Here is a 19,923-nt window from a genome sequence, read left to right on the forward strand (position 1 = left end):
CGTGGTCACGTTTCCAGTGCCCAGTCCGATGCCTTGCACGGTGATTACGTCACTGGTTTTAACCAAATTTTCCTGGGGGATAAATGAGCGCGGGAAGCCACAAATTTACCGTTCGCCGCATTGCGGCATTGTCACTGGTTTCATTATGGCTGGCAGGTTGTTCAAATACCTCGAATCCACCAGCACCGGTCAGTTCGGTTAGCGGCGGTGCATCATCGAACACCAGTTCCGGCATGCTGATTACGCCTCCACCAAAAATGGGCTCGACGTCGACAGTACAGCAGACGCCACAGATCCAGCCGGTGCAGCAACCAACCACTCAGCCAACACAAATCCAGCCTGTCGCACAGCAGCCTGTGCAGATGGAAAACGGTCGTATTGTGTACAACCGTAAGTATGGGAACATTCCGAAAGGTAGCTATACGGGCGGCAGTACCTATACTGTTAAGAAAGGCGATACTCTTTTCTATATTGCCTGGATTACCGGGAACGATTTCCGTGATCTTGCACAACGCAATAACGTTCCGGCCCCGTATGGTCTGAATGTCGGTCAAACTCTGCAAGTGGGCAACGCGTCGGGTACACCGATTACTGGTGGTAATGCTATTACCCAGGCGGATGCAGCACAGCAAGGAGTTGTGACCAACCCTGCACAAAATTCCACCGTTGCTGTTGCTTCGAAACCAACAATTACGTATTCTGAGGATTCAGGTGAACAAAGTGCTAATAAAATGTTGCCGAACAACAAGCCTGCTGGGACCGTTGTCACAGCGCCTGTAACGGCTCCAGCAGTTAGCGCAACCGAATCAACTGCAAGCTCAACGTCAACCAGCTCGCCAATCTCTACCTGGCGCTGGCCGACTGACGGCAAAGTGATCGAAAACTTTGCGGCTACCGAAGGTGGCAATAAAGGGATCGACATCGCAGGCAGCAAAGGACAGGCTATTGTCGCGACTGCAGATGGACGCGTCGTCTATGCCGGTAATGCGCTGCGTGGTTACGGTAATCTTATTATCATCAAACACAACGATGATTACCTGAGTGCCTACGCCCATAACGATACAATGCTGGTCCGGGAACAACAAGAAATCAAGGCGGGGCAGAAAATAGCTACCATGGGTAGTACCGGAACCAGTTCAACACGCTTGCATTTTGAAATTCGTTACAAGGGGAAATCCGTAAACCCGCTGCGTTATTTACCGCAGCGATAATTCGGCGGAACCAGGCTTTCACGTGCTAGTTCCGTTAGGGATCACGGGTAGGAGCCACCTTTATGAGTCAGAATACGCTGAAAGTTCATGATTTAAATGAAGATGCGGAATTTGATGAGAACGGAGTAGAGGCTTTTGATGAAAAAGCCTTGAGTGAAGAGGAACCCAGTGATAACGACCTGGCTGAAGAAGAGCTGTTATCGCAGGGGGCCACACAGCGTGTGTTGGACGCGACTCAGCTTTACCTTGGTGAGATTGGTTATTCACCACTGTTAACAGCCGAAGAAGAAGTTTATTTTGCGCGTCGCGCACTGCGTGGAGATGTCGCATCTCGCCGTCGCATGATTGAAAGTAACCTGCGTCTGGTGGTGAAGATTGCTCGTCGTTATGGCAATCGTGGTCTGGCATTGCTGGACCTGATTGAAGAGGGCAATCTGGGGCTGATCCGTGCCGTCGAGAAGTTTGACCCGGAACGCGGGTTCCGCTTCTCAACATACGCAACCTGGTGGATCCGCCAGACGATCGAACGGGCGATTATGAACCAAACCCGTACGATCCGACTGCCGATCCACATTGTAAAAGAGCTGAACGTCTATCTGCGTACCGCGCGTGAGTTGTCGCATAAACTGGACCACGAACCGAGCGCAGAAGAGATTGCTGAACAACTGGATAAACCGGTTGATGACGTCAGCCGTATGCTCCGACTCAACGAGCGTATTACCTCGGTAGACACCCCGCTGGGTGGCGATTCCGAAAAAGCGTTGCTGGATATTCTGGCCGATGAAAAGGAAAACGGTCCGGAAGACACCACGCAAGACGATGATATGAAACAGAGCATCGTCAAATGGCTGTTCGAACTGAACGCCAAACAGCGTGAAGTGCTGGCACGTCGTTTTGGTCTGCTGGGGTACGAAGCTGCGACACTGGAAGATGTTGGCCGTGAAATTGGTCTCACTCGTGAACGTGTTCGCCAGATTCAGGTTGAAGGTCTGCGTCGTCTGCGTGAAATCCTGCAGACTCAGGGACTGAATATCGAAGCGCTGTTCCGCGAGTAAGCACAAGTTCTATCAAGAAAGGCCAGCCTCATTGGGACTGGCCTTTTTCTTTAATGTTATCGCTTATCGGTCGGCACATATTGCCCGATGTCGCTTTGCTTATCGGGCCTACAAGACGTCACTCGTAGCCGCCATTACCCCATCATCTTACGCACCAGTTGCGTAAACTGCTCGCGTTCTTCTTCGCTAAGTCTGCCCAGAAACTCATCATCCACGCTATCGCCTAACGGAGTTGCGCTGGCCAGTAATGCTTCTCCTTGCGCGGTCAAATAAACAAAGCGTCGACGCTTATCTGCCGGGTCATGTTCACGCCTGACCAGCTCCCGTTTTTCCATTCGGCTCAGCATTTCCGCAAGGGTTGCCTTGGTACAAACTGCGGCTTCGGTCAGGGCGACCTGCTCAATGCCGGGACGTTCAGCAATGGCGCGCATCACCGCATACTGTGGTTTGGTCAGGTCCGGTAATTCATGTTGCCAGCGGGACGTATGCTGCTGGAAGAGCTGACGTAAAAGGTGAAATGCTTTATTTCGTAACGGCATGAGCGCTCCGGAATTCCTGTCAGTCTCTATCATAGCGGGTTACGCATCTTTTTTTAACAATTGCGGCTTTAGCGATCTGTGCGAGATGGCCTTGCCCGGAATGTCATGTGGGAGTATTTTAATCAAAACGTTCGTACACGAACAAAAATTGAGAAATTGAATGAGACTGATTGTTGGCATGACGGGGGCGACTGGCGCACCGCTTGGCGTATCGCTATTGCAGGCGCTGCGGGAAATGCCCGAGGTGGAAACCCATCTGGTGCTGTCAAAGTGGGCTAAAACCACTATTGAACTGGAAACGCCGTACAGCGTTCGCGATGTGTCTGCGTTGGCCGATTTTTGTCACAACCCGGCGGACCAGGCGGCGACGATCTCCTCCGGATCGTTTCGCACTGACGGCATGATCATTATCCCCTGCAGTATGAAAACGCTGGCCGGTATTCGTGCAGGCTACGCGGAAGGGCTGGTGGGGCGCGCTGCTGATGTGGTGCTGAAAGAAGGACGCAAGCTGGTTCTGGTTCCGCGTGAAATGCCACTGAGCACTATTCATCTGGAAAACATGCTCGCACTTTCCCGCATGGGCGTGGCGATGGTCCCGCCAATGCCTGCGTATTACAACCACCCGCAAACGGTCGATGACATCACTCAGCATATCGTTGCGCGTGTGCTCGATCAGTTTGATCTGGAGCATCCAAACGCCCGTCGCTGGCAGGGTTTACGGCAGGCACAGAATTTTGCACAGGAGAATGAATAATGGCATTTGATGATTTGCGCAGCTTTTTGCAGGCGCTGGACGACCAGGGACAATTGCTGAAAATCAGTGAAGAAGTCAACGCTGAGCCGGATCTGGCTGCGGCAGCCAACGCAACCGGGCGCATTGGCGACGGTGCGCCAGCGCTGTGGTTTGACAATATTCGTGGTTTTACCGACGCCCGTGTGGCGATGAACACTATTGGCTCGTGGCAGAATCACGCTATCTCTTTAGGGCTGCCGCCAAATACCCCGGTGAAAAAACAGATTGATGAGTTTATCCGCCGTTGGGATAAATTTCCGGTTACGCCGGAGCGTCGCGCCAACCCGGCATGGGCTGAAAACTGTGTTGATGGTGATGAGATCAACCTGTTTGATATTCTGCCGCTGTTTCGCCTGAACGATGGCGACGGCGGTTTCTATCTCGATAAAGCCTGCGTGGTGTCGCGCGATCCGCTGGATCCGGACAACTTCGGCAAACAGAACGTCGGCATTTATCGTATGGAAGTGAAGGGCAAACGCAAGCTTGGCCTGCAACCGGTGCCGATGCACGATATCGCGTTGCACCTGCATAAAGCCGAAGAGCGCGGTGAAGATCTGCCGATTGCCATCACGCTGGGTAATGATCCAATCATCACTCTGATGGGCGCCACGCCGCTGAAGTACGATCAATCGGAATACGAAATGGCGGGAGCACTGCGTGAAAGCCCGTATCCGATCGCTACCGCGCCGCTCACCGGCTTTGACGTGCCATGGGGTTCAGAAGTGATCCTCGAAGGAGTCATTGAAAGTCGTAAACGTGAAATCGAAGGGCCGTTTGGTGAGTTTACCGGGCACTATTCCGGTGGACGTAATATGACGGTCGTGCGTATCGATAAAGTCTCTTATCGCACCAAACCTATTTTTGAATCGCTGTATCTGGGGATGCCGTGGACGGAGATTGACTACCTGATGGGGCCGGCAACCTGCGTACCGCTGTATCAACAGTTGAAAGCCGAATTCCCGGAAGTGCAGGCAGTAAACGCCATGTACACCCATGGTTTACTGGCGATTATCTCCACCAAAAAACGCTACGGCGGCTTTGCCCGCGCGGTGGGGCTGCGCGCAATGACAACGCCACATGGCCTGGGTTACGTGAAAATGGTGATTATGGTTGATGAGGATGTTGACCCGTTCAACCTGCCGCAGGTGATGTGGGCGCTGTCTTCGAAGGTCAATCCGGCGGGCGATCTGGTGCAACTGCCGAATATGTCGGTGCTGGAGCTTGATCCGGGTTCCAGTCCGGCGGGGATTACCGACAAGTTAATTATTGATGCGACCACGCCGGTTGCGCCGGATAACCGTGGGCACTACAGCCAGCCGGTATGCGATTTACCAGAAACGAAAGCCTGGGCAGAAAAATTGACCGCCATGCTGGCCAACCGTAAATAAGGAGTAGCAGATGATTTGTCCACGTTGTGCCGATGAACATATTGAAGTGATGGCAAACTCGCCGGTAAAAGGTGTCTGGACGGTATATCAGTGCCAGCATTGTCTGTACACCTGGCGTGATACCGAGCCGCTACGCCGTACCTGCCGTGAGCACTACCCGCAAGCGTTTCGCATGACGAAGAAGGATATTGATGACGCACCGATGGTGCCGAGTATTCCACCGCTGTTGGCAGAAGATAAGCGCTAATCAACACGCCGGGTGCGGCTTTGCCTTGCCCGGCCTACATATAGCGGTATTTTGTAGGCCCGATAAGCAAAGCGCCATCGGGCATTACAACGTTACACCAGACTCTTCAACCGATAGATCCACTCCAGCGCCTGGCGAGGCGTTAGCGAATCCGGGTCGAGATTTTCCAGTGCTTCAACGGCGGGCGACGTTTCTTCCGGAACCGAGAGCAGCGACATCTGTGTGCCGTCGACCTGAGTTGCGGCAACATTCGGCGCGATGCTTTCCAGTTCGCGCAGTTTTTGCCGCGCGCGTTTAATAACCTCTTTTGGTACACCTGCCAGGGCAGCTACCGCCAGACCATAGCTTTTGCTCGCCGCACCATCTTGTACGCTGTGCATGAAGGCGATGGTATCGCCGTGCTCTAACGCATCAAGATGCACATTTGCTACGCCTTCCATTTTCTCCGGTAACTGAGTCAGTTCGAAGTAGTGGGTGGCAAACAACGTTAATGCTTTGATTTTATTGGCCAGGTTTTCCGCGCACGCCCACGCCAGCGACAGGCCGTCGTAGGTGGAGGTGCCGCGTCCAATCTCATCCATCAGCACCAGGCTGTTCTCAGTGGCGTTATGCAGAATGTTGGCGGTTTCGGTCATTTCTACCATGAAGGTAGAACGACCGGATGCCAGATCATCCGCCGCGCCCACACGGGTAAAGATGCGATCGATAGGCCCAATCTCCACTTTCTGCGCCGGAACGTAGCTGCCGATGTAGGCCAGCAGCGCAATCAACGCAGTCTGGCGCATATAGGTACTTTTACCCCCCATGTTCGGGCCGGTGATAATCAGCATCCGCCGCTGAGGCGAGAGGTTAAGCGGGTTGGCGATAAACGGTTCGGTTAGCACCTGTTCAACCACCGGATGACGTCCCTCGGTAATACGAATACCGGGTTTATCGGTGAAGGTCGGGCAGGTGTAATTCAGGGTATAAGCTCGTTCCGCAAGGTTGACCAGTACGTCCAGCTCTGCCAGCGCGCTGGCGCTTTGTTGCAAATCAGCCAGGTGCGGCAGCAGCATGTCGAACAGCTCATCGTACAGCTGTTTTTCCAGCGCCAGCGCTTTGCCTTTTGACGTCAGAACTTTGTCTTCGTACTCTTTCAGCTCCGGAATAATGTAGCGTTCGGCGTTTTTCAACGTCTGGCGGCGCACGTAGTTAATCGGTGCCAGATGACTCTGCCCGCGACTGATCTGAATGTAGTAGCCGTGAACGGCGTTAAACCCAACCTTCAGCGTATCGAGCCCAGTGCGCTCGCGCTCACGGATTTCCAGTCTGTCCAGATAGTCAGTTGCGCCATCAGCCAGCGCTCGCCACTCGTCCAGTTCTTCGTTATAACCCGGGGCGATGACACCACCGTCGCGAACCAGCACTGGCGGAGCTTCCACCACGGCGCGTTCCAGCAGTTCACGCAGCTCGGCAAACTCACCCATTTTCTCACGCAGCATCTGCACGGGGGCACTGTCTACGCTTTCCAGTTGCGCGCGCAGTTCCGGTAATTGCTGGAAGGCATGGCGCATACGGGCCAGATCGCGCGGGCGCGCAGTACGCAGGGCCAGGCGCGCCAGGATACGTTCCAGATCGCCGACCTGACGCAGCACGGGTTGCAATTCACTGGTGGAATCCTGTAGCGCGCCGATGGTCTGTTGGCGCTCAGTGAGGACTTTGGTGTCGCGGACCGGCATATGCAGCCAACGCTTAAGCATACGGCTGCCCATCGGCGTCACGGTACAGTCGAGTACTGAAGCCAGCGTGTTTTCAACGCCGCCCGCCAGGTTCTGGGTGATTTCCAGATTGCGGCGCGTGGCGGCATCCATAATGATGCTGTCCTGCTGACGCTCCATGGTGATAGAACGAATATGCGGCAGCGAGGTGCGCTGGGTATCCTTTACGTATTGCAGCAGACAGCCAGCCGCGCATAATCCGCGTGGGGCGTTTTCCACGCCAAAACCAATCAGATCCCGTGTGCCAAACTGCAGGTTGAGCTGCTGGCGAGCGGTATCGATTTCAAATTCCCATAGTGGACGACGACGTAATCCGCGACGTCCCTCAATCAGTGAGGTTTCAGCGAAATCTTCGGCATACAGCAGTTCAGCGGGATTGGTGCGCTGCAATTCTGCGGCCATGGTTTCGCGGTCAGCAGGTTCGCTGACGCGAAAACGCCCGGAGCTGATATCCAGCGTGGCGTAGCCGTAACCTTTACTGTCTTGCCAGATAGCAGCCAGCAGGTTGTCCTGGCGTTCCTGCAACAGCGCTTCATCACTGATGGTGCCAGGCGTGACAATACGCACCACTTTGCGCTCAACCGGACCTTTGCTGGTTGCCGGATCGCCAATCTGCTCACAAATAGCAACGGACTCACCCTGGTTGACCAGCTTAGCGAGGTAGTTTTCTACCGCGTGATGAGGAATGCCAGCCATCGGGATTGGCTCGCCCGCAGATGCGCCGCGCTTGGTCAGGGAGATATCAAGCAGCTGAGACGCACGTTTCGCATCGTCATAAAACAGTTCGTAAAAGTCGCCCATGCGGTAAAACAACAGTATTTCCGGATGCTGAGCCTTCAGCTTGAGATACTGCTGCATCATGGGTGTGTGGCTAGAGAAGTCCGTATCAAGTGACTCTTTCATATCGCTTTTGCTCTTTTTTTAATCTTTTTAGGGACCTGGGCAGTCTCACGTGAGCCCCTGGAAACTCACATAAACCCACAAATTTGTATACCAGAAGTGTGCTATTTTCTATCTGGTATACACACTTGAACTACTTGTCTGGATTGATGAAAATGACGCTCCATCAATCTATTATAATCAATAAGTTACCTACCAGCAGCAAACCTGAACTCGACACAGTTGGAAAAGTTCTCTATTTACTCAACCCTGGATGAAAAGCCTATCTTATCACCGACAACCACCGCGATTCACCCGTTGGATTTTGTGTCAAAATCAGTGCCGCTACACCGAGAGCAGCATTACATGAATATGAGCAGGGTTGTTGGTTTCGATACTGCCAAATCTGTTTTTCGGGTCTGCGTCTGGTTGACGATATTTATTCGCTACTCGTGTCTATTATTCTCAATGTATATTCTATCGTTATATATATTGTGTATATGAGAATGTTACCCAAGAACATACCGTGGCACCAGGCGTGATTTTGTTTACTCTCACCGCAAAAATAAGAATTATATTGCTCTTGCCAGAGGGTACACATGCTCGTAATATATATAAATATACAACGAGTGTGTCCTCTGTTGTTCCATTTTTATCTCTTGTTTGTAACTGAAAATATCATCTTCAGTTAAATTCCTGCTTTTTATCAGATGAAAAGTGATAAACCTGTCATGTTTTTTTTTGCTCCATTTTCCCGTAAAAATTCGCTTGATCATAATCAACAATAAATAATATTTAACGCTTTATAGTTATTCATTAATAATAAATATGGATGCAATGTAGGGAAATAAAAAGATGGAAATAAAAGAGTGGTTAAATACAACGCTGTCCCGACGGGATGCGGTAACTGGCACTGCGAAAATAGGGGCTGCCGTTGCGCTCAGTAACGCAATTACGTTGCCTTTCTCCGCTACCGCACAGGCCGAAACGATCGCTGCGCCAACGCAAGGCGGCAATGGTGAAACCGTTCGCCACAGTGCTTGCCTGGTTAACTGTGGCAGTCGTTGCCCGCTGAAAGTGATCGTTAAAGATGATCGTATTGTGCGTATTGAACCGGAAGACGCAAAAGACGATACGATATTTGGTGAGCACCAGATTCGTCCATGTTTGCGCGGACGCTCCAGTCGCTGGCGGGTATATAGCCCAGACCGGATTAAATATCCGATGAAACGCGTAGGTAAACGCGGTGAAGGGAAATTCAAACGTATTTCCTGGGATGAAGCGACAGCATTTATCGCTGCAGAATTAAAACGCGTGACGGAAAAATATGGCCGTGAGGCAATTTATTATAATTATCAATCTGGCGCTTATTATCATACACAGGGCACGCCAGCCTGGAAACGTTTGCTAAATCTTACCGGCGGCTATTTAAATTATCATAACACCTATTCCACGGCGCAAATTGCCACTGCAACGCCATACACCCACGGCGTATATGTCGGGAGCCACTTTACGCAAATTGCTCATTCCGATCTGGTGGTGCTGTTTGGTCTGAATTTGTCGGAAACGCGCATGTCAGGTGGCGGACAGGTGGAAGAGTTACGCCGCGCGCTGGAAGCCTCAAAGGCGCGGGTGATCATTATCGATCCGCGTTATACCGACTCGGTGGTTACCGAGCATGCCGAATGGCTGCCGATTCGCCCGACGACCGATGCCGCGCTGGTGGCGGGTATCGCGCACACGTTGATTACCGAACAGTTGATTAATGAAGCTGAGGTGAATAAGTACTGTGTAGGTTATGACATTAGCACACTGCCCGAAGGCGCCGCGCCGAATGCCAGCTATAAAGACTACGTGATCGGTAAGGGCGATGACGGCATCGCTAAAACGCCGGAGTGGGCGGATGAGATCTCTGGTATTCCGGCGGCGCGTATTCGGCAACTGGCGCGTGAAATAGCCTCGGCACGCGCCTGTTACATTTGTCAGGGTTGGGGACCGCAGCGTCATGCCAACGGTGAGCAAACCGTGCGCGCCATTCAGACGCTACCTGCGCTGACGGGCCACTTTGGCCTGCCGGGAACTAACAACGGTAACTGGCCTTATGGGACCCCATACGGCGTGCCGCTGCTACCGATTTTGACCAACCCGATCAAAACCTCTATTCCTTGCTATCTCTGGACGGATGCGATTCAACGTCCGGAAATCATGACGGCTACCACGATGGGCGTGAAGGGGGCGGATAAACTGAAAACCGGCATCAAGCTGTTCTTCAACCAGGCCGGTAATGCGCTATTGAACCAACACGGTGAAACCAACCGTACGCGCAAAATTCTCGCGGATGAAAACTTGTGTGAAACCATTGTCGTCATTGAAAACCACATGACGCCGAGCGCCAAGTACGCCGATCTCTTACTGCCTGAAACCAGCTATCTCGAAGCGGAAGATCTGGTGGACAGTTCCTATGCTGCTGGCTCTCACAACTACATGATCGCCATACAGAAAACGGTCACGCCGATGTGGGAAGTGCGTAGCACCTACGATATCTGTGCCGATATTGCTGGGCATCTGGGGTTGCGTGAGCAGTACACCGAAGGGCGGACACAGGCGCAGTGGGCAGAAATGCACTATCAGCAGATCCGCGAAAAACGTCCGTACCTGCCGGAATGGAAAGTGGCAAAAGAGATGGGGGTCATCGACCAACGTATCGCGACAGACAAACAGAGCCTGGCGTTTGCTGACTTCCGTGCTGATGCTGTGGCGAACCCGCTGACCACGCCGTCTGGCAAGATTGAGATTTATTCGCAGGCGCTTGCCGATCTCGCAAAAGCGTGGACGCTACCGGAAGGCGATCGTATCCCGGCGGTACCGGAGTTCTGCGCAGTGACAGAGTCGCATCTGAACAAAGCGCTGACCTCGAAGTATCCGCTGCAGTTGAGCGGTTTTCACACCAAAGGTCATACCCACTCAACCTATACCAACGTACTGATGCTGCATGAAGCGGTACCTGATGAAGTGTGGATCAACCCGATAGATGCCAGTGCGCGACAGCTGAACTCCGGCGATCTGGTGCATGTGTTCAACGATCGCGGTGTGGTGGCGATTCCCTGCAAGGTGACTCAGCGCATTCTCCCTGGTGTGGTGGCGATGCCACAGGGGGCGTGGACCCGACTGGACAGCAACGGTGTAGACGTTGGCGGGTGCATCAACACCCTGACCAGTCATCTGCCGTCGCCGCTGGCGAAAGGAAACCCACAGCATACCAACCTGGTTGAAATCAAACGCGCTTAAGGAGTGATCTGCAATGAAACAGTATGGCTTTTATGTTGACTCCTCGCGCTGCTCAGGCTGTAAAACCTGCCAGGTCAGCTGTAAGGATAATAAAGATCTGGACGTCGGTCCGAAATTCCGCCGGGTCTATGAATACGGCGGTGGAAGCTGGGTGAAGGAAGGGGAGAGCTGGCACAACGACACCTTTACCTACTACCTCTCTATCGCTTGTAACCACTGTGATGAGCCGGTCTGTGTATCAGGCTGCCCGACCGGCGCGATGCATAAGCGTGAAGAAGACGGTCTGGTGCTGGTCGATGACAGCGTCTGCGTCGGTTGCCGTTATTGTGAAATGCGCTGCCCGTATGGCGCACCGCAGTTTGATGCTAACGCCAAAGTCATGCGCAAATGTGACGGCTGTCTCGACCGACTGGAGCAAAATTTGCGTCCAATCTGTGTGGATTCTTGTCCGCAGCGAGCACTGGATTTTGGCCCAATCGATGAACTGCGCGCGAAGTACGGCACCGAGAACGAAATTGCACCGCTGCCCGCCGCGTCGTTTACCCACCCTAACCTCATCATTAAGCCACATCCGAAGGCCAGACCTACGGGTGACAAGGAAGGGGCCATTATGAACATGGGAGAGGTGCGCCATGCATGAGTTACCACTGGTCTTTTTTACCGTCTTTACCCAAAGCGCAGTTGGCGCATTTATTCTGTTGCTGATTGGGGGCACTCTGGGGCAAATCGAGGCGCGACGGATGGCCATCGGCCTGTTCTCCGTCATGTGCCTGTTTGGGGTTGGGGTACTGCTGGGGATTATCCACGTAGGGCAACCGCTGCGTGCGCTGAATATGCTGCTGCGCGTGGGTCATTCACCGATGAGTAACGAAATTGTGCTGTCGGCAGTGTTTGCTACGCTCGGTGGGCTGGGCTCTCTCGGTCTGCTACTTAACCGTGGCGCAAACGCGCTGTGTAAAGTGCTGGTCTGGCTGGCAGCGGCGGTGGGCGTGGCCTTTATTCTGGCGATCCCGCAAATCTACCAGTTGCCGACGGTGGTTACCTGGCGCACCTCTTATACAACGGTGATGATGGTACTCACGCCGCTGATTGGCGGTGGCATTTTGGCCGGGCTGTTCGGGCTGCGTCTGGGCCTGTTGGTCAGCGTGCTGGCGATCCTCGCCAGCTTCTGCTTGCGTCCGGGGTATATGTCGACGCTGATGAGTGCGGACGGTGCGTTAACGGCGGCGCAAACCAGTTGGTTTACCGCGCAGGCTGCGCTGCTGGCTGTGGGCATTGTTGGGGTGGTGGCCTGGTCGCGACGGAAGTCCAGCGTCACCGTTCTGGCAATGACCGCCGTGGTTGTCATCGTGGCTGAGCTGGTGGGCAGGATTGCGTTCTACAATCTGTGGACCTTACCGATGTAATCCTCATGGGCTGGACCGCGTGTCCGGCCCTGAAGTCTGGGCGGATACTTACCGCCTTCAGGCACTTTTTCAGGAGTTTCCATTATGCCAACCAGTGCCGTATTACCGAGGATCCTTGGTGCATTATTTTACTACTCACCCGAACGCCCGGAGGTGAAAGCGCTGTTCGACAGCCTACCCACGCTGCCCGAACTGTACCCGTGGCGCGATCCGGCGCAGATAGTCAGGTTGTGTGCTGACTGGCCCTTGCCAGATGCAGATGACCTTGCGTGGCAGTTTTCCGTGCTATTTGAAGGGCAGGGGGAAATGCCCGCACCGCCGTGGGGGTCCGTCTGGCTGGAACGCGATAATTTGTTGATGGGGGATACCACCTCGGAATACCGCGCATTTTTACAGTCGCAGGGAATGGCGTTTGACTCGCACCAGAGCGAACCCGACGATCAGTTTGGCCTGATGCTGTTAGCCAGTAGCGCGTTGCTGGAGGCAGGTAAAGACGCGGCGGTGAATCAGTTATTCGAGGCGCATCTGCTACCGTGGGGATATCGCTACCTGGAACGAGTGCAGGACAGCGCAGTGAGCCCGTTCTATACGCGTCTTGCCGCTGTAACCGCGTGTTATCTGCAGGATATGGAGCAGCAGCGTGCATTGCAACCTGCGGTGAAACGGCTGTACTTCGGATGAACAAGTCAGAGAAATATTATCAGGCGCTGATGACGCATCGACATGTTAGTCGACGCGGGCTATTTCGTGCGTTTGTCAGTGCGGCAAAACACACGACACCGACGTTGCCGGTATCTCAATTGGCACACCCGCTTCCGCCGGGTGCTGTGCCTGAGGCACAATTCATCGCACAATGTACTCGCTGTAACCAGTGTATTGATGCCTGCCAAATGGGGATTCTGATCCATCATGAAGACGGTTACCCGCAACTGGCTATTGAGTATGCCAGTTGCGATGGCTGTGGCTTGTGCATCACCGCATGCCAGAGCGATGCGCTGCGTATACAGACGCGTTTTAATACCGGACTGCGCCCGACGTTCAGTACTGCCTGCATTAATCCATTACGTCCGTGCAACCAGTGTATCGGGGCATGCCCCGAACAGGCCTGTACCATCGGCGCGGCGGGGATCCCTGTGCTGGACAGCGATCGCTGCACAGGCTGTGGTGAATGCCGGGTGCAGTGTAACGCTGATGCCATCAGACTGAGATAACCCTCCAGCCTGGAATTGCGTGGTGTCTTCCCGTGTACTGAATTGCCGCAGGTTTAACTGATATTTATAGGGCAGATTTGCCTTCAGGCTCGGAGATATTCCATCAACGGCTGAGATTCATCCGTAGGTTTTGCCGCCAGAACGCTTATTGATTATTCATTTTCCGGCAAAGCATAATTCTGGCAGTACAGATAGGGGATCCCCTCTTTGGTAATCAGGTATGTCGCGCTGTTCAGCGCAAAAAAATCGACGTTGGATACGCTGGTGTTGGTCAGGAAAAAGTCGGGGAGGAGTTCCTGAATAAGGCTGGCGGGAGCCGTTTCGCGATTGGAAATTTGGATTTTCTGTGAAATCCAAACCGGGCTTGAGCCGTAGCTGGATTGTGTAAAAAGTACCATGCGTTGCACGGTCTGCTCATTATTTTCAGCATCTTTGATAATGCCATCAATATTCACAATACCTTTACTGCCCCCGGTTTTGATATCAATAATCCCTCGGAACGAGCTTGTATTGCGTACAATTTCGATGGCTGAGCGGCAGGTAAGATCCTGTAATCCGCCATTGTTCTTACTGTACCGATAGACGACAGTAAGAATTAGCGCAGCAAAACAAAGCAGCAGGATAATACCTGTCTGGATGCGGGAAGTTCGGGGATATAAATTCATTAGCTATCATACCGTGGGTAATATACCGGCTGACAGGCGTTTCCCTGTCTGGCTTTTATCGGTGAGCGACACACCAGCGCGGACAGTTTCTTAGACTCAGGATAAGTTGTGATATAAATAAATTTATGGCTCTGACACAATCCTGGGTTTTTGTCGATAAACGCGGTATGCCGGGAGAAGTTACTGGCATCGTTATTGAAATAATACTGACAGCCTGTTGGTGTTTTGGTCGCGGCGATATAGCCGGAGAAATAATCATCGCTGGCTTGCCACGGATATAATATAAGCACACAAATTATAAGGGTAAGTGCCAACATTATCGTTTCTGCTGTCGTTATCAAAGGTTGACGCGGTCTGTCAGCCAAAAATTCCTCAATAGTGGCATCTGATGCTAAGGATTCTTCAGCAGAAGCAGCGTTCTCCTCCGGTGTTTCAATGACCTGAATATCAAACTCTTCCTGAATGATCAGCCCTTTGCGGGGGATCGTTGTAATCAGCGGTTGTTCTAGTTCCAGCTGCAGCAAGCTTTTACGCAACGAGAGAATGCTTTGATAAAAGGCGTTGAAACTCACCTGGCGGTGATTTTTACCCCAACCGAATTCCAGCAATTCGTTTTGCGAAACCACTTGCCCGCGATGTTGAATAAGTAATAAAAGACATAGCGACGCTGAGTGTTTGAGTTTTATCCGCTGATTGGGGTGATCTACCCGCGCCAGACATTGGGTGGCTGGCGTAAATATTATTCTATTTTCAATCAGATAACTGACATTGCCAGTCTCAGACATATTGTCTCTACTCTTGGTGATGCGTCTGGTGGTTGGTTAGTCATGATACCACTGAGCCTATAAAGACCACCAGTATGGACCTGATCCCACAGCGAGAACCGCGAAGTGTTGCAATTTAGTATCATGATATAACAAGAATGATAACTTTTTAATGAAAATAAAGCTCATTAAAATCAACTGATTGTATCTTTTTGGCTACTCTGTAAAGAACAGAAAGATGAAAAAATGTCGACAAAGATGATTGCCATTAATTCTTTATGGACAGCGCCATATACTGCCTGGCACCACCACGCGAAAACAGCATGAACCTTAACGCGTCAATGGCACCAGGGAATGCCGGTGGTAGATGTAGATGGGAATAAATGTCAGCTTGTTTGTGAGCTGACATTTATTTTTAGTGCTGAGTAAATTTAACCATCTTTTTGACTAAGCCATAATTTGCGGTAGAGAGTCCCATGTTCCAGAAAGAAATTGAAAATGCTGTAGTGCTCGTTGGCGATGAAATGAAGAAGTCGGATAATGCATGGCTGTCGTTACGTAAAAAACGTCAGCGTATTGATTTGAAGACCGATGGACATATCTTATTTCTGGAGAAAGGGACTGTCTCTGTTTATCGTGTGGAAAACGATTTAGTCACGGTGAGTATTTCTGCACCTGCCATTCTCGGCCTGCCACAAATGCGTACGGAAGTGGCTGGCCACTATTTACGTTGTGATACCGATTGTGAAATGTGGGCGATGAGCGTACAAAATGCCGATCTCCTGTTTACCGCTAAAAACTTATGGAAGCAGGCGTTTGATATCTTAACGCATCATCTTCAACGTTATTTCCAGCGTGAGGCGTTGCAGTCGCACCGCACTATACGTGAGCAGATTATTGAACACGTGAAATATATCTGGGCGATGGAGCCTGGGGTACGTGAGAAAACGTCCGTGTATACTTTTATTTTGACCCGTAACCATATCTCACGTAGCGCCATCCATAAGGTGTTACAGGAACTGGTTAATGACGGGAAAATCATCCTGAATCGTGGAAAGCTCTCTTTTTGCACGCCGTTATAAACTCATGCGCTCCCCGGCAAAAATGTAAGGGAGCGCAACCGATCAACGTTCTCTGAGTGCTTCCGCGCGTGCGCGAATAATCGGTTTTAACAGGTAGCTCAGAATCGTTTTCTTACCGGTGAGAATATCGACGCTCGCCACCATGCCGGGAATGATCAGCATCGGATGCTCTTTTGTTCCCAGGTAGTTTTTGTCCGTTTGCAAACGCACAATATAAAAGCTGCGGCCCTGCTTATCGGTAACGGTGTCCGGGCTTATCTGCACTACTTCGCCTTGCAGACCGCCATAGATGGTGTAATCGTAAGCGGTAAATTTCACCATCGCATGTTGACCCGGATGGAGGAAGGCGATATCGCGCGGCTGTATTTTGGCTTCGATTAACAGTTTGTCATCCAGCGGCACTATTTCCACCAGATCGCTGCCCGGTTGAATGACGCCGCCGATAGTATTCACCATTACCTGTTGGACGATACCCCGCACCGGTGAGGTGACCATGGTACGATTCACCCGATCCTCCAGTGCTTTAACGCTGGCCTGCGTCTTGCTCAGATTCGTACGCGCCTCATTGAGTTGGGCCAGTGCATCGCTCTGGAAACGGCCACGGCTTTCACCAATTTTATTCTCAATCTCTTTAATCTCTGACGTGGCCTTGGGCAGCGACAAACTAATAGAATTGAGCTGCCCGGCGGTTTCCACTTCGGTACGACGCAGGCGCAGCAGCTCGACTTTTGAAATGGCGCCTGAAGCGAGCAGCGGCTCGGACATTTTGATTTCCTGACGGATTAACCCGAGGCTGTGCTTAAACTGTTCTTCCTTTGACTCAAAGTCGCGCAGCTCCTGCTTTTTCTGCACCAGCTGTTCTTCGAGCCCGGATATTTCGTTGTGAAATTGTTCCCGACGGCTGTTATAAAGCTCGGTTTCTCCCCGGGCGACATCCGGTGCCTGGCTGGCTATCTCGGGTGAAATTACAAAGTCCCGGTTTTCAACTTCAGCCGTCAGACGTTCTACCTTGGCGCGCAGACCGAGTTTGTCGGCTTCAGTTTCGCCAACGTTGGAGGCGAAACGCGTGTCATCGAGGTGCAGTAATGGGGTTCCGGCGTTAACGATTTGCCCTTCATGCACATACAGCTCGGTGACAATTCCCCCTTCCAGGTTCTGGATTTTTTGCAGTTTTGATGAAGGGATCGCTTTGCCTTCACCGCGTGTCACTTCATCTATTTTGGCAAAGCCAGCCCAGATGAAGGACAGCACTACCAGCGCGAAGATCACCCACAGCGTCAGTCGTATCACTCTTGGGGCGTCATCAATTATGGCCTGGCTAACCTCATTAATACTGTCGGTTTGATTTTCATCACGACCGCGAAAATAGTGCTGCATATAGCTGCGGGCACGAGTCAGGAGATCAGCGAGACGCATTAATTTGCCCCTTTTTCAACGCATCCATCACTACCCCTTTCGGACCGTCTGCGATGATGCGACCTTTATCAACAATAATCAGACGGTCAACCAGCGACAGCATGGAAGCGCGGTGTGTGACCAGTAATAACGTTTTTCCCGCGATACAGGGGGCCAGCGCGTGTTTGATCTTCTCTTCGCTGGTGTTGTCCATCGAACTGGTGGGTTCATCCAGTAGCAGGAGTGGGGGATCAAGCAACAGCGCGCGTGCAAGGGCCACCGCCTGCCGTTGCCCGCCGGAAAGCTGGGAGCCGCGTTCGCCGACCTGCAGGTTATAGCCGTCGGGATGCAGGCGCGCGAATTCGTTGACGCCCGCCAGCTCTGCCGCTCGCAGCATAGTTTCGTCATCGACATAGCGCGCTCCGCACAGCAGGTTATCGCGCAGCGTGCCATTGAATAGCTGGATATCCTGCGGCACGTAGCCGATGCTGTGGCGCAGATCGTTCACATCCAACTGACGAGAGTCGATACCGTCAATCAGCAGGTTCCCGGCGCTCAGCTGGTATAAATTGACAATAAGTTTACTCAGTGAACTTTTACCGGAACCGCTGCGCCCGATAATGCCGATGCGTTCACCGGGCTGAATGGTCAGGTTAATTTTGTGCAGCGACAGGTTTTGTTGCTCCGGATAGCTGAAATCCACATCGCGAAATTCAATGCTGCCCTGTAACTGTTCACGCTTGAGCGGGTTTTCATCCGCACGGCGCTCCTGCGTCAGCGACATCATTTTCTCAGTATTTTTGATGGTCAGCTTCGCCTGCTGATAGCGGGCGATAAGGCCGGTGAGCTGGCCCAGCGGCATCAAGGCGCGACCGTTAAGCATGTAGCAGGCGATCAAACCACCCATACTCAGTTTGCCGTCGATAATCATGTACACCCCGACGATGATCATCACCACACCTGAAATTTGCTGGAACCAGCCGGTGAGGTTGCTGGCCAGACTGGATAAGGTTTTCACCCGCAGTTCGAGACGGCTCAGGCTACCCAGCGTTTGTTCCCACTGGAACTGGCGTTCGCTCTGGGCATTATTCACTTTGATGGCATCCAGACTGCTCAGGGTTTCAATCAGTAGCGCCTGGCGTTCGCTGGCGAGGCTCATGGTTTTTGCCACCGCGGCGTTGACCGGTTTTTGTAGTACCCAACTGCACAACAGGGCAATCGGTAATGTCAGTACCGGGATCCATGCCAGCGCGCCGCCGATAATGCCAATAACAACCAGCAGTAACAGGGTGAAGGGCAGATCGATAATCGTCGTCAAAGTAAGGGATGAGAGAAAATCACGCAGTGACTGAAACTCGTGAATGTTTTGTGCAAAGCTGCCCACGCGCGCCGGGCGCTCTTTCATCTCCATACCGATAATGCGCTCAAACAGGGTCGAAGAGATGATGAGATCGCTTTTCTTACCTGCAATATCAAGGCAGATACCGCGCAGCATTTTTAAAATCAGATCAAAGACAAAAGCCAGGCAGATACCGACTGCCAAGACCCATAGCGTGACAGTTGCCTGGTTCGGCACGACGCGGTCATAGACGTTCATGGTAAAGAGCGGAGTGCCGAGTGCGATCAAGTTGATTAACAGACTGGCCAACACCGCATCCATATACAGAAAACGCGACAACTTCAGCGTGTCTTTAAACCAGGATTTAGTACGCGGCAGAAAGGCCTCTGCCTGCAAATCGAATTCGTGGCGCGGATGCGCAAAAATGACTTTGCCCGCATAGTTTTGCTCAAGCGTGGCGGCATCAACGCAAATTTCCCCACCTTCGCTTTCGCTGGGCATAAAGCGGGCGCTACCGTCATCGTTCCAGGCCAACAACACCCCGGTTCCCCCAGAGTTCAATAACAAGACCGCTGGCAGAGACATCGCTGGAATTTTATCGAGCGTGCGTGTGACGACTCGCGCCTTTAAACCGGCCCTTGCCGCCGCGCGTGGAAATATATTCAGCGTGAGCCGATCGTTTTCTAATGGCAAGCCACTGCTTAGTGTTGAACGACTCGCCGGTTTTCCGTGCAGAGAACACAGAATTAGTAAGCTATCTAATAACGGGTCGTCATTATGGCTACGTGGGTCGTGATGTTGAGAATTAGGGGTGGTGTAATTCTCAGGGACGTCATTTAATAATTCGGCTTGTGCACTCATTTTCGCAACCATTCTGACCGTGCACTATTAAATAATAGCAAGC

At 52.2% G+C, this 19,923-nt stretch carries 17 protein-coding genes and 1 pseudogene; 12 read left to right on the top strand and 6 right to left on the bottom strand.

Translation table 11 applies throughout. The features are described from left to right. The first annotated feature begins 128 nt into the window (after positions 1-128). Together nlpD and rpoS are read left to right on the top strand one after the other, a co-directional pair. Positions 129-1,211, top strand: coding sequence for a murein hydrolase activator NlpD (gene nlpD / locus BZK41_RS15485; protein ID WP_253193768.1), 1,083 nt, complete (start codon positions 129-131; stop codon positions 1,209-1,211). Positions 1,212-1,273: 62 nt separating this feature from the next. Next, a complete protein-coding gene (gene rpoS / locus BZK41_RS15490; protein ID WP_000081498.1) occupies positions 1,274-2,266 on the top strand; it encodes an RNA polymerase sigma factor RpoS in 993 nt (330 codons plus the stop codon). Between the two features lie 134 nt (positions 2,267-2,400). Here the strand turns inward: rpoS and BZK41_RS15495 are convergent, their stop codons facing one another. Next, a complete protein-coding gene (locus BZK41_RS15495; RefSeq protein WP_079938722.1) occupies positions 2,401-2,805 on the bottom strand; it encodes a MarR family transcriptional regulator in 405 nt (134 codons plus the stop codon). Positions 2,806-2,965: 160 nt separating this feature from the next. On the opposite strand from BZK41_RS15495, the gene BZK41_RS15500 reads away from it, so the two are divergent. The 3 genes from BZK41_RS15500 to BZK41_RS15510 are packed head-to-tail and all read left to right on the top strand — an operon-like array spanning position 2,966 to position 5,233. After that, positions 2,966-3,559: a non-oxidative hydroxyarylic acid decarboxylases subunit B gene (locus BZK41_RS15500; protein ID WP_079938723.1), complete on the top strand. Its 594-nt coding sequence runs from the start codon at positions 2,966-2,968 to the stop codon at positions 3,557-3,559. Further along, complete coding sequence (locus BZK41_RS15505) at positions 3,559-4,986, top strand: non-oxidative hydroxyarylic acid decarboxylases subunit C (RefSeq protein ID WP_003825816.1); 1,428 nt, start codon at positions 3,559-3,561, stop codon at positions 4,984-4,986. The genes BZK41_RS15500 and BZK41_RS15505 overlap by 1 nt, the downstream gene beginning before the upstream one ends. Before the next feature lie 10 nt (positions 4,987-4,996). Next, complete coding sequence (locus tag BZK41_RS15510) at positions 4,997-5,233, top strand: non-oxidative hydroxyarylic acid decarboxylases subunit D (RefSeq protein WP_079938724.1); 237 nt, start codon at positions 4,997-4,999, stop codon at positions 5,231-5,233. Positions 5,234-5,325: 92 nt separating this feature from the next. Here BZK41_RS15510 and mutS read toward each other — a convergent pair whose 3' ends face one another. Then, on the bottom strand, positions 5,326-7,893 hold the full coding sequence (mutS, locus tag BZK41_RS15515) for a DNA mismatch repair protein MutS (RefSeq protein ID WP_079938725.1): 2,568 nt from the start codon (positions 7,891-7,893) through the stop codon (positions 5,326-5,328). 146 nt (positions 7,894-8,039) lie between these two features. Between mutS and BZK41_RS27760 the strand changes: the two are divergent. The 6 genes and pseudogenes from BZK41_RS27760 to BZK41_RS15545 all read left to right on the top strand — a co-directional run. Next, positions 8,040-8,213 (top strand): annotated as a pseudogene (locus tag BZK41_RS27760) (integrase); the annotation flags it as partial. A gap of 511 nt (positions 8,214-8,724) precedes the next feature. Continuing rightward, positions 8,725-11,157, top strand: a complete 2,433-nt coding sequence (locus BZK41_RS15525) for a DMSO/selenate family reductase complex A subunit (RefSeq protein ID WP_079938726.1) — start codon at positions 8,725-8,727, stop codon at positions 11,155-11,157. Positions 11,158-11,170: 13 nt separating this feature from the next. Then, entirely contained in the window at positions 11,171-11,797 is a 627-nt protein-coding gene (locus BZK41_RS15530) for a DMSO/selenate family reductase complex B subunit (RefSeq protein WP_079938727.1), read from the top strand. Further along, positions 11,790-12,563, top strand: a complete 774-nt coding sequence (locus tag BZK41_RS15535) for a DmsC/YnfH family molybdoenzyme membrane anchor subunit (protein WP_079938728.1) — start codon at positions 11,790-11,792, stop codon at positions 12,561-12,563. Before BZK41_RS15530 ends, BZK41_RS15535 begins: the two co-directional genes overlap by 8 nt. A gap of 84 nt (positions 12,564-12,647) precedes the next feature. Then, complete coding sequence (locus BZK41_RS15540; RefSeq protein WP_079938729.1) at positions 12,648-13,244, top strand: molecular chaperone; 597 nt, start codon at positions 12,648-12,650, stop codon at positions 13,242-13,244. Then, the gene (locus BZK41_RS15545) at positions 13,241-13,774 is read left to right on the top strand and encodes a 4Fe-4S dicluster domain-containing protein (RefSeq protein WP_079938730.1); all 534 of its coding nucleotides are present in this window, start codon (positions 13,241-13,243) and stop codon (positions 13,772-13,774) included. Before BZK41_RS15540 ends, BZK41_RS15545 begins: the two co-directional genes overlap by 4 nt. 152 nt (positions 13,775-13,926) lie before the next feature. Here BZK41_RS15545 and BZK41_RS15550 read toward each other — a convergent pair whose 3' ends face one another. Both BZK41_RS15550 and BZK41_RS15555 read right to left on the bottom strand, forming a co-directional pair. Next, the gene (locus BZK41_RS15550; protein WP_079938731.1) at positions 13,927-14,439 is read right to left on the bottom strand and encodes a hypothetical protein; all 513 of its coding nucleotides are present in this window, start codon (positions 14,437-14,439) and stop codon (positions 13,927-13,929) included. Beyond that, a complete protein-coding gene (locus tag BZK41_RS15555; protein WP_079938732.1) occupies positions 14,439-15,224 on the bottom strand; it encodes a winged helix-turn-helix domain-containing protein in 786 nt (261 codons plus the stop codon). Before BZK41_RS15555 ends, BZK41_RS15550 begins: the two co-directional genes overlap by 1 nt. 455 nt (positions 15,225-15,679) lie before the next feature. Here BZK41_RS15555 and BZK41_RS15560 point away from each other — a divergent pair, with 455 nt between their 5' ends. Then, positions 15,680-16,285, top strand: coding sequence for a helix-turn-helix domain-containing protein (locus tag BZK41_RS15560; protein WP_071687043.1), 606 nt, complete (start codon positions 15,680-15,682; stop codon positions 16,283-16,285). A 42-nt stretch (positions 16,286-16,327) separates the two neighbouring features. Here the strand turns inward: BZK41_RS15560 and BZK41_RS15565 are convergent, their stop codons facing one another. Continuing rightward, positions 16,328-17,701, bottom strand: a complete 1,374-nt coding sequence (locus BZK41_RS15565; protein WP_079938733.1) for an HlyD family type I secretion periplasmic adaptor subunit — start codon at positions 17,699-17,701, stop codon at positions 16,328-16,330. Continuing rightward, on the bottom strand, positions 17,688-19,880 hold the full coding sequence (locus BZK41_RS15570) for a type I secretion system permease/ATPase (RefSeq protein ID WP_253193769.1): 2,193 nt from the start codon (positions 19,878-19,880) through the stop codon (positions 17,688-17,690). The genes BZK41_RS15565 and BZK41_RS15570 overlap by 14 nt, the downstream gene beginning before the upstream one ends. Between the last annotated feature and the right edge of the window lie 43 nt (positions 19,881-19,923).

The sequence above is a fragment of the Citrobacter sp. A316 genome (genome assembly GCF_002042945.1).
Classification (GTDB): domain Bacteria; phylum Pseudomonadota; class Gammaproteobacteria; order Enterobacterales; family Enterobacteriaceae; genus Citrobacter; species Citrobacter portucalensis.